The 15,005-nt window shown below is 72.2% G+C and carries 17 protein-coding genes and 1 tRNA gene; 12 read left to right on the plus strand and 6 right to left on the minus strand.

All coding sequences use genetic code 11. The features are described from left to right. Positions 1-15 precede the first annotated feature (15 nt). The 6 genes from ACIQFX_RS23475 to ACIQFX_RS23500 all read left to right on the plus strand — a co-directional run bounded on the left by ACIQFX_RS23475 (position 16) and on the right by ACIQFX_RS23500 (position 4,012). The gene (locus ACIQFX_RS23475; protein ID WP_402466615.1) at positions 16-1,341 is read left to right on the plus strand and encodes a diaminopimelate decarboxylase; all 1,326 of its coding nucleotides are present in this window, start codon (positions 16-18) and stop codon (positions 1,339-1,341) included. A gap of 32 nt (positions 1,342-1,373) precedes the next feature. Then, positions 1,374-1,853, plus strand: coding sequence for an SRPBCC family protein (locus ACIQFX_RS23480; RefSeq protein WP_402466617.1), 480 nt, complete (start codon positions 1,374-1,376; stop codon positions 1,851-1,853). Between the two features lie 139 nt (positions 1,854-1,992). Continuing rightward, positions 1,993-2,400 (plus strand): hypothetical protein, encoded by a 408-nt coding sequence (locus ACIQFX_RS23485; RefSeq protein WP_402466619.1) that lies wholly within the window; start codon positions 1,993-1,995, stop codon positions 2,398-2,400. Continuing rightward, entirely contained in the window at positions 2,397-3,167 is a 771-nt protein-coding gene (locus ACIQFX_RS23490; protein ID WP_402466621.1) for a transcriptional regulator, read from the plus strand. The genes ACIQFX_RS23485 and ACIQFX_RS23490 overlap by 4 nt, the downstream gene beginning before the upstream one ends. A 41-nt stretch (positions 3,168-3,208) precedes the next feature. Further along, positions 3,209-3,601 (plus strand): roadblock/LC7 domain-containing protein, encoded by a 393-nt coding sequence (locus ACIQFX_RS23495; protein WP_376487892.1) that lies wholly within the window; start codon positions 3,209-3,211, stop codon positions 3,599-3,601. A 39-nt stretch (positions 3,602-3,640) separates the two neighbouring features. Next, the gene (locus ACIQFX_RS23500) at positions 3,641-4,012 is read left to right on the plus strand and encodes a hypothetical protein (protein ID WP_402466624.1); all 372 of its coding nucleotides are present in this window, start codon (positions 3,641-3,643) and stop codon (positions 4,010-4,012) included. Positions 4,013-4,042: 30 nt separating this feature from the next. Here ACIQFX_RS23500 and ACIQFX_RS23505 read toward each other — a convergent pair whose 3' ends face one another. Both ACIQFX_RS23505 and ACIQFX_RS23510 read right to left on the minus strand, forming a co-directional pair. Then, positions 4,043-4,882, minus strand: coding sequence for a MurR/RpiR family transcriptional regulator (locus ACIQFX_RS23505; RefSeq protein ID WP_402466626.1), 840 nt, complete (start codon positions 4,880-4,882; stop codon positions 4,043-4,045). A gap of 329 nt (positions 4,883-5,211) precedes the next feature. Continuing rightward, entirely contained in the window at positions 5,212-6,600 is a 1,389-nt protein-coding gene (locus tag ACIQFX_RS23510) for a cystathionine beta-synthase (RefSeq protein ID WP_402466628.1), read from the minus strand. Between the two features lie 102 nt (positions 6,601-6,702). Between ACIQFX_RS23510 and ACIQFX_RS23515 the strand changes: the two genes are divergently transcribed. The 3 genes from ACIQFX_RS23515 (at position 6,703) to ACIQFX_RS23525 (ending at position 10,349) form a co-directional block, all read left to right on the plus strand. Beyond that, complete coding sequence (locus ACIQFX_RS23515; RefSeq protein ID WP_402466631.1) at positions 6,703-7,704, plus strand: SGNH/GDSL hydrolase family protein; 1,002 nt, start codon at positions 6,703-6,705, stop codon at positions 7,702-7,704. Positions 7,705-7,998: 294 nt separating this feature from the next. Then, on the plus strand, positions 7,999-9,219 hold the full coding sequence (locus ACIQFX_RS23520; RefSeq protein WP_402466633.1) for an acetyl-CoA C-acetyltransferase: 1,221 nt from the start codon (positions 7,999-8,001) through the stop codon (positions 9,217-9,219). A 311-nt stretch (positions 9,220-9,530) separates the two neighbouring features. After that, on the plus strand, positions 9,531-10,349 hold the full coding sequence (locus tag ACIQFX_RS23525) for a hypothetical protein (RefSeq protein WP_402466636.1): 819 nt from the start codon (positions 9,531-9,533) through the stop codon (positions 10,347-10,349). A gap of 29 nt (positions 10,350-10,378) precedes the next feature. On the opposite strand, the gene ACIQFX_RS23530 is transcribed toward ACIQFX_RS23525, so the two are convergent. Further along, entirely contained in the window at positions 10,379-10,708 is a 330-nt protein-coding gene (locus ACIQFX_RS23530) for a hypothetical protein (protein ID WP_402466638.1), read from the minus strand. A 108-nt stretch (positions 10,709-10,816) separates the two neighbouring features. On the opposite strand from ACIQFX_RS23530, the gene ACIQFX_RS23535 reads away from it, so the two are divergent. Further along, complete coding sequence (locus tag ACIQFX_RS23535; protein WP_017241213.1) at positions 10,817-11,047, plus strand: DUF4287 domain-containing protein; 231 nt, start codon at positions 10,817-10,819, stop codon at positions 11,045-11,047. A gap of 30 nt (positions 11,048-11,077) precedes the next feature. On the opposite strand, the gene ACIQFX_RS23540 is transcribed toward ACIQFX_RS23535, so the two are convergent. Next, entirely contained in the window at positions 11,078-11,950 is an 873-nt protein-coding gene (locus ACIQFX_RS23540) for an alpha/beta fold hydrolase (protein ID WP_402466641.1), read from the minus strand. Positions 11,951-12,052: 102 nt separating this feature from the next. Between ACIQFX_RS23540 and ACIQFX_RS23545 the strand changes: the two genes are divergently transcribed. After that, on the plus strand, positions 12,053-12,616 hold the full coding sequence (locus ACIQFX_RS23545) for a TetR/AcrR family transcriptional regulator (protein WP_402466644.1): 564 nt from the start codon (positions 12,053-12,055) through the stop codon (positions 12,614-12,616). A gap of 64 nt (positions 12,617-12,680) precedes the next feature. Here the strand turns inward: ACIQFX_RS23545 and ACIQFX_RS23550 are convergent, their stop codons facing one another. Next, positions 12,681-13,580 (minus strand): Bax inhibitor-1/YccA family protein, encoded by a 900-nt coding sequence (locus ACIQFX_RS23550; protein ID WP_402466647.1) that lies wholly within the window; start codon positions 13,578-13,580, stop codon positions 12,681-12,683. A gap of 172 nt (positions 13,581-13,752) precedes the next feature. Then, positions 13,753-13,837: transfer RNA gene (locus ACIQFX_RS23555), tRNA-Leu, on the minus strand. Between the two features lie 378 nt (positions 13,838-14,215). Between ACIQFX_RS23555 and ACIQFX_RS23560 the strand changes: the two genes are divergently transcribed. Next, positions 14,216-14,986 (plus strand): ABC transporter ATP-binding protein, encoded by a 771-nt coding sequence (locus ACIQFX_RS23560; RefSeq protein WP_402466650.1) that lies wholly within the window; start codon positions 14,216-14,218, stop codon positions 14,984-14,986. Positions 14,987-15,005 lie beyond the last annotated feature (19 nt).

A 15,005-nucleotide genomic window follows, 5' to 3' on the forward strand; every position in this document is an offset into this window, starting at 1 on the left:
AAGCGAGGGGGGAGGATGGGCCGCATGGCCTCCTCCCGCCGAGATCTCGCCGTCCGAGCCTCCGTCGACCAAGGACTCCTCTCCCCCGCCGAACCGGTCGTCGCCCTCCTCGACACCGCCGGCATCCGCGCCTCCGCCGCCGCCCTGACCAGCGCTTTCGCCGCCGTCACCGACGCCCACGTGCTGCACGCCTTCGCCGTGAAGGCCACCCCGCTCGTGCCCGTCCTGCGCCTGCTGCACGAGGCGGGCCTCGGCGTCGAGGTCGCCAGCCCCGGCGAGCTCGCCCTCGCCCGCGCCGCCGGCGTCCCGCCCGGCCGCACCGTGCTCGACTCGCCCGCGAAGACCCCGGCCGAGCTCCGCCAGGCCCTCGCGCTCGGGATCGCCGTCAACGCCGACAACCTCCAGGAGCTGGCCAGGATCGACGCCCTGATGGCCTCCGCACCCACCGCCTCGTCCCTCGGGCTCCGGGTGAACCCGCAGGTCGGAGCCGGTTCCATCGGCGCGCTGTCGACCGCGACCGCCACCTCCAAGTTCGGCGTGGCGCTCCGCGACGAGGGCGCCCGCAAGGCCGTCGTCCAGGCCTTCCTCGAACGGCCCTGGCTGACCCGGCTGCACACCCACACCGGCTCGCAGGGCATCCCGCTCGCCCTGATGGCGGAGGGCGTCGGCGAGGCGTACGCGCTGGCCGAGGAGATCAACCGCACGGCCGGCCGGCAGCAGATCGACACCCTCGACATCGGCGGCGGCCTGCCGGTCAACTTCGCCTCCGACGAGGAGACCCCGACGTACGCGGAGTACGCCCGGCTGCTCGCCGACACCGCCCCCGGGCTCTTCGACGGCCACTACCGCCTCGTCACCGAGTTCGGCCGCTCCCTGCTCGCCAAGCACGGCACGGTCCTCGCCCGGGTCGAGTACACGAAGACCTCCGGCGGCCGCCCCATCGCCGTCACCCACGCGGGCGTACAGCTCGCCACCCGGACGGTCTACGCCCCCGGCTCCTGGCCGCTGCGCGTCCTCCCGTACGACTCCGAGGGCCGCCCCCGCACCGGCGAGGTCACCGTCCAGGACGTGGCGGGCCCCGCCTGCTTCGCCGGGGACCTGCTGGCCGCCGGGCGCGCGCTGCCGCTGCTGCACCCCGGCGACATCGTGGCCGTCCCGGACACCGGCGCCTACTACTTCGCCCACCACTACGCGTACAACAGCCTGCCCAGGCCCGGGATCCACGGTTTCGCGGTGGCCGACGACGGGGCGGTGACGTTCACGGCCGTACGGGCGGCCCAGACGCTCGACGAGATCGTCGCCGAGGCGGGCGGGGCGCGGGCGGACGCGCTCGTCCGGTAGCGGGAGCACGGCGGCCCGGTTTCGATGAGGACATGACTGCTTCGGGTACGGACACCACCTCCGTCGTCGTCGAGCGCCGGGTCGCCGCCTCCCCCGGGCGGGTCTGGGAGGCGATCACCGACCTGCGGGACATGCCCCGGGTCCTCTCCGGCGTCGAGCGGGTGGAGGTGCTCACCGAGGGGGTCTTCGGGGTCGGCACCCGCTGGCGCGAGACGCGGCGGATGATGGGCAAGGAGGCCACCGAGGTGATGACCGTGACCGAGTGCGAGGCACCCGACCGGTACGTCACGGTGGCCGACTCGCACGGCATGCACTACGTCTCCGAGCTCACCCTGACGTCCGACGGCAGCGGTGGCACCACCCTGCGGATGGCGTTCTCCGCCCGGCCCGCCGCGGGCCGCAGGCCGGGACTCGTCGCACGGCTGCTCGCCCGCTTCGGCGCGAAGGCGGTCGCCAAGGCGCTCGCCAAGGACCTGTCCGACATCGCGAACGCCGTCGAGTCGCGGATCTGACGTACGAGCAGGATCAATTTCCGTCAGACACAGGCATGTTCCGATGGGAAATGCCAGAACGCCTCCCCCGGACCGAAACGTTCAGTAGCGTCACCGTCACTGCCACACGTTCGCACGCCGCATCGGGAGGGGAATCCGCGTGCCCGGAATCGACGAGTGCCTTATGGAGGCCATGGCCCTGCCAGGCGCTCGCGGAGCCTCCCTGGTCGACTGGACCAGCGGGCTCGCCCTCGGGACGGCGGGTGATTCACCGACCGGCGACCACGAGGCCACGGCCGCCGAGACCGCCGAACTCGCCAGAGCAGCCGCCGAGTTCGACTCCTTCACCACGGCGGACCACGACGCCGTCGACCCGTCGGCCTACGAAGGCCCACCCGTCGAGGACCTGATCGTCAGCACCCGCGCCGGCTACCACATCCTGCGGTTCGTCGAGACCTCCTTCGACAGCAGCGTCTTCCTCCACCTCTGGCTCGACCGCCACACCGGCAACCTCGCCCTCGCCCGCCTCCGGCTGCGCGACCTCGCCGAGAGGCTGGTCCTCGGATGAGCGCGGTCGCCACCCCCGTCTCCCCCATGCTGGTCCGGCTCGCCGCCGAGAAGGCCACCGGCGCCCTGCTCCGCGACCACGGCACGCTCTACCTCGTCGACGGCCGCGTCGTCCACGCCGAGAGCCCCGCCGCCCCCGGCGTCGACGTCCTCCTGACCACCGGCGGCCGGCTCCCCCGCGAGAACTGGGACGAGGCCGTCGACCGGGCCGGGGCCCACCGGGCCGTCGGACGCTTCCTCGTCGACAGCGGCCGGCTCCACGACGGCGAGCTGGAGATATGCCACCTCGGCGCCGTCTTCGACGCGGCCTTCTTCGCCCTCTCCCCCACCAGCGGACCCACCCGCTTCCGGTACGGGGTCGGCCACTGGTTCGGCACCGTGCGACCGGTCTCCGCCGAGGCCGTCGAGCGCGAGACCGTCCGCCGCCGCGAACTCCTCGACGCCGTCTGGCCGTACGCCTCCGTCGACACCGCCCCGGTGGTGCCGCGCCCCGCCGTCCCCGGCCAGAGCGTCGGGGTCCGGCAGCGCGCCCTGCTCGCCGCCGCCGACGGCGAGCGGACGCCGGCGGAACTGGCGCGGATCCTCGGCCGCCCCGCCTTCCACACCCTCCTCGACGTACGGCGGCTCGCCGCCGCCGGACTCGTCAGGACACCCCTCGAACCCGACTCCGTACCGCCCGCGCCGGCGCCCTTAGCGGCCCCGCAGGTCACGGATCCCGACATCGCCCTGCTGCGCCGGCTCCGTGACGCCCTGGAGGCACACCTGTGATGAGGCGTGCCCTGCGCCTGCGCGCCGAAAGGAAACAGCTCATGACCGCAGAAGCCGAGGTCCTCGGCGAGCTCAGACGACTGCGGGCCCGGCTGCCCCAGCTGACGGGCGCGCTCGCGGCCAGCGCCGACGGACTCGTCCTGGCCCACGACACGGTGGACGGCGAGGCCGAGAGCGTGGCGGCCCTGACCGCCGCGGCGCTCGGCGTCGGCATGCGACTGACCGACTCCACGGGCCAGGGCCGCTTCCGCGAGCTGCTCGTCCGCGGCGATGCCGGCTACGTGGCCACGTACGCGGCCGGCGGCGCCGCCGTCCTGACCCTGCTCGCCGAACCCCGGATCAACGTCGGGCGGCTCCACCTGGAGGCCCGGAGGTCCAGCGCCCGGATAGGGGAGCTCGTCGACGGCGCACTGGAACGCAAAGACCTCAACTGACCCGTCCGCACAGCACTCTCGAAAAGGAAGTACGACACCATGGCGAACACCGAGACCTCCCTCAAGGAAGCCGTATCCATCGACGGCGCGATCGGCGCGGCCCTCGTCGACTACACCAGCGGCATGGCCCTCGGCACGATCGGCGGCGGCAAGGAGCTCGACCTGAACGTGGCCGCCGCGGCCAACACCGACGTCGTCCGGGCCAAGGTCCGCGCGATGGAGCTCCTGGGGCTCAACGAGGACATCGAGGACATCCTCATCACCCTCAACACCCAGTACCACCTGATCCGGCTGCTCAAGGGCCGCGGCACCAACGGCCTCTTCCTCTACCTGGCCCTCGACAAGAGCCGCGCGAACCTCGCGATGGCCCGCCACCAGCTGAAGAAGATCGAGAACGAACTGGACGTCTGAGCCGGACACGCCTCGGGCCCGACCCCGGGCCTACTCGACGAACAGGCCCCGCACCGCCGCCTTCGCGTCGAACTCCTCCAGGCGCGCCTGCGCGTCCGGGAGCTCGTCCGCCATGGCCTCCAGGAGGACCCGGCCGAGCAGCATCGGCGCGCAGGCGGTGTCGAAGGCGAGGCCGGTGCCGACGGCGGCCGGGATGAGCAGGTCACTGTGGGCGGCGACGGGCGCGAACGCGGACTCGGCGACGGTCACGACCGCCAGCCCGGCCGTCCTGGCGTATTCCAGCGCCTCGACGACCTCCCTGGGGTGCCGGGGCAGCGCGAAGCACAGCAGGGCCGTGGCACCGGCCCGTACGGCCGCGTCGACGCGGTCCGTGAGCATCGAGCCGCCCTCGTCCAGGAGGCGGACGTCGGGGTGCACCTTGGCGGCGAAGTACGCGAAGCCGCGCGCCTGCGAGGAGGCGGCCCGCAGTCCGAGCACGGGCAGCGGGCGGGAGCCCGCGAGCAGCCGGCCGGCGCGCTCGACGGGCGCGGGGTCGGCGAGCAGCCCGGCGAGGTGCTTGAGGTTCTCGATCTCCGCGAACACGGCCTGCTGGTACTCGTTGCCCTGCTCTCCGTCGGCGCCGCCCGGCTCGGGGGGCGCGACCTCCCGCAGGTGGCGGCGGAGCGCCGGGTAGCCGTCGAAGCCGAGGGCGACCGCGAAGCGGGTGACGGAGGGCTGGCTGACCCCGGCGAGCTCCGCGAGCTCGACGCTGGACAGGAACGGCACGTCGCCGGCGCGCCGCACCATGCAGTGGGCGATCCGCCGCTGCGTGGGCGTCAGCCGGTGCCCCTCGAAGAGCGCCTGCAGCCGACCGGCCGGGCTGTCGCTCATGCCGCCCCCTCACCTATTCACCCGCCAATAACTCTGCATAAGGATATGCAGTCGGGTGAAGCGAGGGGAAGGAGTGGCGCGGGGACCGCCGCACCCCCAAGAAGGGGGGCGGGACGACGGCGGTCCCCGCGAGGGACACGGGCCCGGGTCAGGACCGGTCTCCGCGTCCGCGGCGTCCGTGGAGGCCCGGGAGCCGCTCCGGAAGTCCGTGACGCCGACGACCACCAATGTGCCCGACGCGTGTTAAGCGGGCGCTGCGGGTACGTGACGCGCTCGTACCGGTTGTACGAAGAACCTGTTTCACGTGCCCGCTTCGCGCCGTCCGCGAACTACTTCGCGCCGCCGTTGGCCAGGAAGGCCAGCAGGTCCTGGCGGCTGACGACACCGGTCGGCTTGCCCTCGACCAGCACGATCGCCGCGTCGGCGACGTCGCCCAGGACGGACATCAGGTCCGCGACCGGCTCACCGGAGCCGACCTGCGGCAGCGGCGCGCTCATGTGGCGCTCCAGCGGGTCCTCCAGGGACGCGCGCTGGGTGAAGAGGGCGTCGAGCAGCTCGCGCTCGACCACGGAGCCGACGACCTCGGCGGCCATGACGTCGGGGTGACCGGCGCCCGGCTTCACGATCGGCATCTGGGAGACGCCGTACTCGCGCAGCACCTCGATGGCCTGGCCGACGGTCTCGTCCGGGTGCATGTGGACGAGGGAGGGCATGACGCCCTCCTTGTGCCGCAGGACGTCGGCGACGGTGGCGGAGGAGGTGTCCTCCAGGAAGCCGTGACCGGCCATCCACTCGTCGCTGAAGATCTTCGACATGTAGCCGCGGCCGGAGTCCGGCAGCAGGACGACCACGACGTCGTCGGGACCGAGCTCCTTGGCGACCTCCAGGGCGGCGACGACCGCCATGCCGCAGGAACCGCCGACGAGCAGGCCCTCCTCCTTGGCCAGGCGGCGGGTCATCTGGAACGAGTCCTTGTCGGACACCGCGACGATCCGGTCCGTGACGTTCCGGTCGTACGCGGTCGGCCAGAAGTCCTCGCCGACGCCCTCGACCAGGTACGGGCGGCCCGAGCCGCCGGAGTAGACGGAACCCTCCGGGTCGGCGCCGATCACCTTGACGGCCCCGCCGCTGACCTCCTTGAGGTAGTTGCCGGTGCCGGAGATCGTGCCGCCGGTGCCGACGCCCGCCACGAAGTGGGTGATCTTCCCCTCCGTCTGCTCCCACAGCTCGGGACCGGTGGTCTCGTAGTGCGAACGCGGGTTGTTCGGGTTGGAGTACTGGTCGGGCTTCCACGCACCGGGCGTCTCACGGACGAGCCGGTCCGACACGTTGTAGTACGAGTCCGGGTGCTCCGGGTCGACGGCCGTGGGGCAGACGACGACCTCGGCGCCGTACGCCCGCAGCACGTTGATCTTGTCCAGCGACACCTTGTCGGGGCAGACGAAGATGCACTTGTAGCCCTTCTGCTGGGCCACGATCGCCAGGCCGACGCCGGTGTTCCCGGACGTGGGCTCGACGATGGTGCCGCCGGGCTTGAGCTCGCCGCTCCGCTCTGCCGCCTCGATCATCCGCACGGCGATCCGGTCCTTGACCGAGCCGCCGGGGTTGAAGTACTCGACCTTGGCCAGGACGGTCGCCTGAATGCCCGCTGTGACGTTGTTGAGCTTCACCAGCGGGGTGTTGCCGACGAGGCTGATCATCGAGTCGTGGAATTGCACCGTAATCTCCGGGGTCTCCGTAATGGTGTGGCCAGCGTATGCGTAGTCGGAGCGGGTTACGGGGCACTTAGACCCTGAACGGCTTGAAGGAGGTGATGGCCCATGTCGAGGGCGAGGGTGGCGCGGCGCATCGCGGCGGGTGCCGCGTACGGCGGCGGGAGCATCGGACTGCTCGGGGTGGCCGCGGTGGGGGTCCTGCTGGCCGAGATGCAGCTCGCCAAGCGGTCCGTGGGGGGCTGGGCGGCACCGCTGCCCCCCGGGGCGGACGGCCTCTACGGCCGCGCCTTCGGCACGGACGACCCCCTGCGACTGGCCCTTCTGGGTGATTCCACGGCCGCGGGACAGGGAGTGCGCCGCTCGGGTCAGACCCCGGGCGCACTGCTCGCCTCCGGACTCGCGGCGGTGGCCGAGCGGCCCGTCGTCCTGCGGAACGTCGCGCTCTCGGGAGCACGCTCCGACGACCTGGAACGCCAGGTGTCCCTGCTGCTCGCCCAGCCGCTCGGCCCGCCGGACGTCTGCGTGATCATGATCGGCGCCAACGACGTCACCCACCGCCTGCCGCCCACCCAGTCGGTCCGGCTCCTCGCGGCGGCGGTCCGGCGGCTGCGCACCGCCGGGGCGGAGGTCGTCGTCGGGACCTGCCCCGACCTCGGCACCATCGAACCCGTCTACCAGCCGCTCCGCTGGCTCGCCCGACGGGCCTCCCGGCAGCTCGCGGCCGCGCAGACGATCGTCGTCGTCGAGCAGGGCGGCCGCACGGTGTCGCTGGGCGACCTCCTCGGGCCCGAGTTCGCGGCGAACCCCCGCGAGATGTTCGGCGTGGACAACTTCCACCCCTCGGCCGAGGGGTACGCCACCGCCGCGATGGCCGTCCTCCCCACGCTCTGCGCCGTCCTCGGCGTGTGGCCCGAGGCGGACCGGCTCGAACCGGACCGCCACGAGAACCTCCTCCCGGTCGCCAAGGCGGCCGCCGAGGCGGTCCAGGAGGCCGGCACCGAGGTCACCGGCGCCCGTGCGCCGTGGGCCCTCCTCAAGCACCGCCGTCGCCGCCGCCTCCCCCTCCCCACCGAGCCCGACCCCACCCCCGAAGAAGCCCAGACCTGACCACCCCCGTTGCGGGCCACCACCCTCCGAGCGGTCCCCTCGCTGCGGGCCGTCCCCCGTCGGGGGCGGCCCCCACCCCACCCCCGTCGTGGGCGATGGCCCGCCGGGGCGGGCCGGGTCAGGGCGGCGGCGCAGGCGGGGCCGGGCGCGGTGGGCGGGGGGCGGTGTGGGGGCGTAGGGTGAGCGGGCGCTTAGAAAAGAGGTCGGGGTCACACCGCCTGGGCGGTGACCCGTGCGGTACGTACGGGTAACTTCCCTTTCTGTCCGCCCACTCCGCACCCTCATGGAGCCGTGATGCCCGAAGCCGTGATCGTCTCGACCGCCCGTTCCCCCATCGGCCGGGCCTTCAAGGGCTCGCTGAAGGACCTGCGCCCGGACGACCTGACCGCGACCATCGTCCAGGCCGCCCTGGCGAAGGTGCCGGAGCTGGACCCGCGCGACATCGACGACCTGATGCTGGGCTGCGGTCTGCCGGGCGGCGAGCAGGGCAACAACCTGGGCCGGATCGTGTCCGTGCGGATGGGCATGGACCACCTGCCGGGCTGCACGATCACCCGCTACTGCTCCTCCTCGCTGCAGACCTCCCGGATGGCGCTGCACGCGATCAAGGCGGGCGAGGGCGACGTCTTCATCTCGGCCGGTGTCGAGATGGTGTCCCGCTTCGTGAAGGGCAACTCGGACTCGCTGCCGGACACGCACAACCCGTTCTTCGCGGAGGCCGAGGCCCGTACGGCCGAGGTCGCCGCCTCCGAGGGCTCGACCTGGCACGACCCGCGCGAGGACGGCATCGTGCCGGACGCGTACATCGCGATGGGCCAGACCGCAGAGAACCTGGCCCGTCTGAAGGGCATCAGCCGCCAGGAGATGGACGAGTTCGGCGTGCGGTCGCAGAACCTCGCCGAGCAGGCCATCAAGAACGGCTTCTGGGAGCGCGAGATCACCCCGGTGACGCTGCCGGACGGCACGGTCGTGTCGACGGACGACGGCCCGCGCGCCGGCGTCACGCTGGAGGGCGTGCAGGGCCTGAAGCCGGTCTTCCGCCCCGACGGCCTGGTCACGGCCGCCAACTGCTGCCCGCTGAACGACGGCGCCGCCGCGCTCGTGATCATGTCGGACACGAAGGCCCGCGAGCTCGGCCTGACCCCGCTCGCCCGCATCGTGTCCACCGGCGTCTCCGGCCTCTCCCCCGAGATCATGGGACTGGGCCCGGTCGAGGCGTCGAAGCAGGCGCTCAAGCGCGCCGGCCTGACCGTCGGCGACATCGACCTGGCCGAGATCAACGAGGCCTTCGCCGCCCAGGTCATCCCGTCCTACCAGGACCTGGGCCTGGACCTGGACAAGGTGAACGTCAACGGTGGCGCCATCGCCGTCGGCCACCCCTTCGGCATGACCGGCGCCCGCATCACCGGCACCCTGATCAACAGCCTCCAGTTCCACGACAAGCAGTTCGGTCTGGAGACCATGTGCGTCGGCGGCGGCCAGGGCATGGCGATGGTCATCGAGCGCCTGAGCTGACCCGGGCCCGGCCGGGCCGCGGTGGGCCCGGCCGCACCGGGCCGACCCGGGCGGCGCCCCCCGCGCGCTCTCCACGGGCCGAGCGGGTCAACCGCTCCGCGTCCGAGCCGTGACCGAATCTCCCCCAGGATGTGACCTACATCCCGGGGGAGTTCGTTTTCCCAGGTCAGATGGGTTTCGGGACTAAACACCTGGCAGAAATACCTGTCCAATTCGTGACGTAATGCACTGACAGCGCGCCCCACCCCAGGACAAGCTGATGTAGGAAGTCGGGGGATCGACTCGGAATCGGGAGTACGTCAGTGAGCGCCATGTCTCTTGCCCTGCTGCTGACCACGGCCGCTGCCACGGCCGTGGGCGCTGCTGCCCTGCACGCCGTCCACGGTCTCCGCAAGGAGGTCACCGCCCTCCGGGGCGAGCTGGCCGCCGGCCACGGCGGCACCGTGCCCGCCGCCCGTACCGCCGCGCCCGTCGCCGAGATACGGGCCGCGGTCGCGGAGGCGCTGGCCGAGGAGCGCGAGCGCGAGCTCGCCGAGGCGCGGGCCTTCTGGGCCGCGCAGGAGGCCAGGGACGCGGCCGACGCCCCGTCCCTGCTGGGCGGCTTCGGCGGCCCGGCGGACGACGGCGGCTTCTTCGTGCCGCGCCAGGCCGACTTCGCGGGCCTGGAGGCGATGGCCCTGGAGGCCATGGAGGCGGAGGCGGCCGCGCTCGACGGCCCCGACGCGCTGGACGAGTACCCCGAGGACTCGGCGGAGCTGGCCGCGGCCCGCCGCCGGCACCCCTCGCACCCGGACTTCGTGCCGGTGCAGACACCGGTCGTCACGGACCACGAGCGGACGGTGGCCCGCCTGGAGGAGCTCGCCGACACGCGCACGGCGCTCACGGACGTGCGCCCCGGCCCGCTCGGCACCCTGGACGTGTACGTCTTCGCGGACGGCACCACGCTCTGCATGACCCCCGGCCACCGGGAGACCGCGGAGCTCCTCGCGGAGGCCCTGCGCTCCGGCCGGACGCCGGTGCTGCTCGGCGGTTCGGGCGTCTCGGGCGCGTTCGCCCTCACCTTCTCGTACGGCGACACCGACGAGGAGAACGTCTACATCCTCGCGGACCGCGTCATCGCCTCGCTGTAACCACCCCCCGGGGGGGGCCGCGAGGCCCCCTAGATCCCCGCGCGCTCCGCCGCCTTCCGTACGAGTTCCACGGCCTCGTCCAGTTCCCCTTCGGGGGAGCCGGCCGGGGCCGTTCGCATGATCTCCGCGAGGTCGTGGCCGGCGACGGCGAGTTGGTCGGCGACGGTGAAGACGCCGGCGTCGGGCATGATCCGTGGCTCCCGTCCGGGCTCCTCGGCGCGCTGGGCGCGCACGGACAACTCCCTGGCCAGGGCCAGTCCCTCGGCGGCCGCACCGCGCTGGAGGCGGCTCTGCGGGGCGGCCCGCAGCCGGTCGGCGAAGCGTTCGACGGCGGCGGTCAGTTCACTCGTATCGCGCACCCCGCGACCCTACGCGCCGCCCCGGGCCCCTTGCCAACGGGCGAAGCCTTGGGCACGGTGACGTGAAGAGCACGAGGAGCACACGGTACGACGCGTCCGGAGGCGCCGATGTCCCAGACTTTCTCCGCAGAGACCCACCGCAACATGCTGGCCCGCATCCCGCGCCGCACCGGTCGTGAGATCGCCGACTGGATGCGCACGGTCGAGGAGGGTCCGTCCCTCCTCCGCTTCGAGGAGCGGGTGAACTGGCTCCGCGGGGCGCACGACCTCGCGTACGGCCACGCCAAGGCGATCCTTCACGAGTACGACCTGCGGCGGGCGGCGCGCAGACTGCTCTGAGTCGCGCGCCGCACCGGCCGGTCGCCCCCGTCACTTCACGTGCCGGCCGAGGAAGTCGCGGACGAGTCCGGCGATCTCCTCGCCGTGGGTCTCCAGGGCGAAGTGCCCGGCGTCCAGGAGGTGGATCTCGGCGTCGGGCAGGTCGCGGGCGAAGGCCTCGGCCCCGGCCGGTCCGAAGATCTCGTCGCCGCGCCCCCAGGCCGCGAGCAGCGGCGGCCGGTGGGTGCGGAAGTACTCCTGGAAGGCCGGGTAGCCGTCCAGGTTGAACTGGTAGTCCCAGAACAGCTGGAGCTGGATCTCCTTGTTGCCGGGCCGGTCGAGGCCGGCCTGGTCCAGGGTCCAGGTCTCGGGGGCGATCCGGTCGAGCCGGTCGGCGGGCACGCCGTGGGTGTACTGCCAGCGGGTGGCCTCGGCGGTCAGCAGCTCGCGGACCCCGGCCTCGTTCGCCGCGCGGTCCTTCGCATGGGCGAAGAGGACGTCCCAGAAGGGCGTGAAGCCCTCCAGGTAGGCGTTGCCGCTCTGACTGACGATCGCGGTGACGCGCTCGGGGTGCCGGGAGGCGATCCGCAGGCCGATGGGGGCCCCGTAGTCCTGGATGTAGAGCGCGAACCGTTCCACGCCCAGCCGGTCGAGGAGTCCGAGGGTGATCTCGGTGAGCTTCTCGAAGCTGTAGGCGAAGTCCTCGACGGCCGGTGCGGCGGAGGCGCCGAAGCCGATGTGGTCGGGGGCGATCAGGTGGTACGAGTCGGCGAGTTCGGCGATCAGCCCGCGGTACATGTGGGAGCTGGACGGGAAGCCGTGCAGCAGGACGAGGGTGGGGTCGGCCGGGTCGCCGGCCTCCCGGTAGAAGACGTCGAGCCCGTCGACGGTGACGGTGTGGGTGCGCTGGGCGAAGGCGGACATGGCTGACTCCCCGTTTCCGGTCTCCAACCGGGAGAACGGCCGTTCTCCCGATGCCCTGTAGACTACGAGAACGTTGGTTCTCCATGCAAGGGGTGGTCGGAAATGGATGCGGAAACCGCCGAGCTGAAGCTGCTCGAGACCGCGGAGCGGCTCTTCGACGAGCGGGGGGTGCAGTCCGTCGGCATGGACGCCATCCGCACCGGGTCCGGGGTCTCGCTCAAGCGGCTCTACCAGGTCTTCCCCTCCAAGGAACTCCTGGTCGAGGCCGTCCTGCGGCGCCGCGACGAGGCCGTGCGGGCCGCCCTGACCGCGCACGGCGCACGGGCCGCCGACGGGCCCCGCGAGCGGGCGCTCGCGGTCTTCGACTGGCTGGCCGGCTGGTTCTCCGAGCCCGGGTTCCGCGGGTGCGCGTTCATCAACACCTTCGGGGAGCTGGGCGGGGTCTCCCCGGCGGTCACCACCATCGCCCGCGACCACAAGGAGGCCCTGCGGGCCTACTTCGCCGAGCAGACCGACGCCCTCGGCGCCCCGCCCGTCCTCGCCGACCAGCTGGCCCTGCTCGCCAACGGCGCCATGGCCGTCGCGGGCATCAACGGCTCCCCCGAGCCCGCCGCCCAGGCGAAGGCCGCCGCCCGCGTCCTCCTCGACGCGGCACGGCCCTCCTGAGGCACGCAGAAGGGCCCGCCCGGCGCGAAGCCGGACGGGCCCTTCCCCCGAGTCAGGGGGTGCGTCAGTCGTCGCCCTGCAGGATCGACAGCAGGCGCAGCATCTCCAGGTAGATCCACACCAGGGTCATGGTGAGACCGAAGGCGGCCAGCCAGGCCTCCTCGCGCGGCGCGCCGTAGGTCACGCCGTCCTCGACCTGCTTGAAGTCGAGGGCGAGGAAGCAGGCGCCGAGGATGACGCCGACGATGCCGAAGACGATGCCGAGGCCGCCGCTGCGGAAGCCGAGGCCGTCACCGCCCGCGAAGACCGCGAACAGCAGGTTGGCCACCATGAGCAGCATGAAGCCCATCGCGGCGGCCATCACGAAGCCGTAGAAGCGGCGGTTGACCCTGATCCAGCCCAGCTTGTAGGCGATGAGCACACCGGCGAAGACCGCCATCGTGCCCAGGACCGCCTGGATGACCACGCCGTCGGCGATGTAGGTCGAGACGGCGGCCGAGATCACACCGAGGAAGACGCCCTCGAAGGCCGCGTAGCCCAGGATCAGCGCGGGGGACGGCTTGCGCTTGAAGGACTGCACGAGCGACAGGACGAGCGCGACCAGGGCCGCGCCGATCGCGATGCCGTAGGACTTGCCGAGGTTCGCCGGGTCGACCGGCAGCAGGACCCAGGACAGGACGGCGGTGAGCACGACCGTGCCGAGCGTCATGGCCGTACGGCTCACGACGTCGTCGATCGTCATCACGTTGCCGCGGACCTGCTGCGGGGCCCCGAGCTGGGTGTCCTGCGGCGCGTACGGGTTGGTCGCGTACGGGTTCGTCGCGCCCTCGGCGTACGGGTTGCCGGTGGCGTACGGGTTGGTTCCTACGGCGGGGCCCCCGGCCTGCGGCTGCTGGCCGTAGCCCGCGGTGCCGTTGTCGCGGCTGAACCCCCGTCGCGAGAAGACCGGGTTGCTGCTCCTCATCTCACTCCTCCATGGCAGACCGCACGGCGCGGCCTTGCGTCAAGAGTAATGGGTAGGCAAAAGAAACTCCCTAGTGCTCGGGGAGGATCTTTTCCCGCCTTCCGTCGATCTCCTCCGGCCTCGACGGGCCGGGGTGGCGCCGCCGGGCCGCAGGCACTCGCCTGGGGCCCGGTGGTGCCCGGAACCGGACTCGAACCGGTACGGCCCGAAGGCCAGCGAGGTTTAAGCTCGCCGTGTCTGCGTTCCACCATCCGGGCGTACGCGAGGAAGCTCCGCGTTGGCACAGGAGCCTATCGGGACGCTTCCCCCGTTCAGCGGAACATCGTCCCGATGTTGTCTTATTTTATTGACGCCTGAGGGTGTGTCAGTGCAGGTGGGGGGCTTTTAGCCGAACTGTGACGGGGGTCGCAGGCGCAAAGCCGCACCCTTTGGAATGACGAAAAGTCGCCGCACTTCTGTCATCTCGACGTCAAGGCGTCCCTCGGGGGCGCCGTCATACCTCAGGAGGACGGAGCGGCCCTCCGGTCAGACTCGAGGCGGCCCCGAGAACGGGCACGTGGGCGGACGCTCCGAGCCGTAACGCTCGACACGATGGAGGGGTTCCCGAAACAACCCCGCAGTGACAGGAGTCCCCCGTGACCACCTCCCCCACCGTGTCCCGCGCCACCGCGGTGGCCGCCCGCGCCACGGACCTCTCGAAGGTCTACGGCCACGGCGAGACCCAGGTGGTCGCGCTCGACCATGTCACCGTCGACTTCCGACAGGGCGAGTTCACCGCGATCATGGGCCCCTCCGGCTCCGGCAAGTCGACGCTGATGCACTGCGTCGCCGGCCTGGACTCCTTCTCCTCCGGCTCGGTCCGGATCGGCGAGACGGAACTGTCCACCCTGAAGGACAAGCAGCTCACCCAGCTGCGCCGGGACAAGATCGGCTTCATCTTCCAGGCCTTCAACCTGCTGCCGACGCTGACGGCCCTGGAGAACATCACGCTGCCGATGGACATCGCGGGCCGCAAGGCCGACAAGCAGTGGGTCCAGCAGGTCATCGACATGCTCGGCCTCTCCGCCCGGCTCGGCCACCGGCCGAGCGAGCTCTCCGGCGGCCAGCAGCAGCGCGTGGCCGTGGCCCGCGCCCTCGCCTCCCGCCCCGAGATCATCTTCGGCGACGAGCCGACCGGAAACCTGGACTCCCGCTCCGGCGCCGAGGTCCTCGGCTTCCTCCGCAACTCCGTCCGCGAGCTCGGCCAGACCGTCGTCATGGTCACCCACGACGCCATGGCCGCCTCCTACGCGGACCGCGTGATCTTCCTCGCGGACGGCCGCATCGTCGACGAGATGCTCCGCCCGACGGCGGACGGCGTGCTCGACCGCATGAAGGCCTTCGACGCCAAGGGCCGTACGAGCTGAGCCGGCGGCACCGCCGCAC

The sequence above is a fragment of the Streptomyces sp. NPDC093089 genome, from assembly GCF_044754405.1.
Taxonomy (GTDB): Bacteria; Actinomycetota; Actinomycetes; order Streptomycetales; family Streptomycetaceae; genus Streptomyces.

What these genes read in the sequence shown, in the direction of transcription:
- ACIQFX_RS23475 (WP_402466615.1), top strand. Translation starts at nt 16, where the DNA reads ATGGGCCGCATGGCCTCCTCCCGCCGAGATCTCGCCGTCCGAGCCTCC.
- ACIQFX_RS23480 (WP_402466617.1), top strand. Translation starts at nt 1,374, where the DNA reads ATGACTGCTTCGGGTACGGACACCACCTCCGTCGTCGTCGAGCGCCGG.
- ACIQFX_RS23490 (WP_402466621.1), top strand. Translation starts at nt 2,397, where the DNA reads ATGAGCGCGGTCGCCACCCCCGTCTCCCCCATGCTGGTCCGGCTCGCC.
- ACIQFX_RS23495 (WP_376487892.1), top strand. Translation starts at nt 3,209, where the DNA reads ATGACCGCAGAAGCCGAGGTCCTCGGCGAGCTCAGACGACTGCGGGCC.
- ACIQFX_RS23500 (WP_402466624.1), top strand. Translation starts at nt 3,641, where the DNA reads ATGGCGAACACCGAGACCTCCCTCAAGGAAGCCGTATCCATCGACGGC.
- ACIQFX_RS23505 (WP_402466626.1), bottom strand. Translation starts at nt 4,882, where the DNA reads ATGAGCGACAGCCCGGCCGGTCGGCTGCAGGCGCTCTTCGAGGGGCAC.
- ACIQFX_RS23515 (WP_402466631.1), top strand. Translation starts at nt 6,703, where the DNA reads ATGTCGAGGGCGAGGGTGGCGCGGCGCATCGCGGCGGGTGCCGCGTAC.
- ACIQFX_RS23520 (WP_402466633.1), top strand. Translation starts at nt 7,999, where the DNA reads ATGCCCGAAGCCGTGATCGTCTCGACCGCCCGTTCCCCCATCGGCCGG.
- ACIQFX_RS23525 (WP_402466636.1), top strand. Translation starts at nt 9,531, where the DNA reads ATGTCTCTTGCCCTGCTGCTGACCACGGCCGCTGCCACGGCCGTGGGC.
- ACIQFX_RS23535 (WP_017241213.1), top strand. Translation starts at nt 10,817, where the DNA reads ATGTCCCAGACTTTCTCCGCAGAGACCCACCGCAACATGCTGGCCCGC.
- ACIQFX_RS23540 (WP_402466641.1), bottom strand. Translation starts at nt 11,950, where the DNA reads ATGTCCGCCTTCGCCCAGCGCACCCACACCGTCACCGTCGACGGGCTC.
- ACIQFX_RS23545 (WP_402466644.1), top strand. Translation starts at nt 12,053, where the DNA reads ATGGATGCGGAAACCGCCGAGCTGAAGCTGCTCGAGACCGCGGAGCGG.
- ACIQFX_RS23550 (WP_402466647.1), bottom strand. Translation starts at nt 13,580, where the DNA reads ATGAGGAGCAGCAACCCGGTCTTCTCGCGACGGGGGTTCAGCCGCGAC.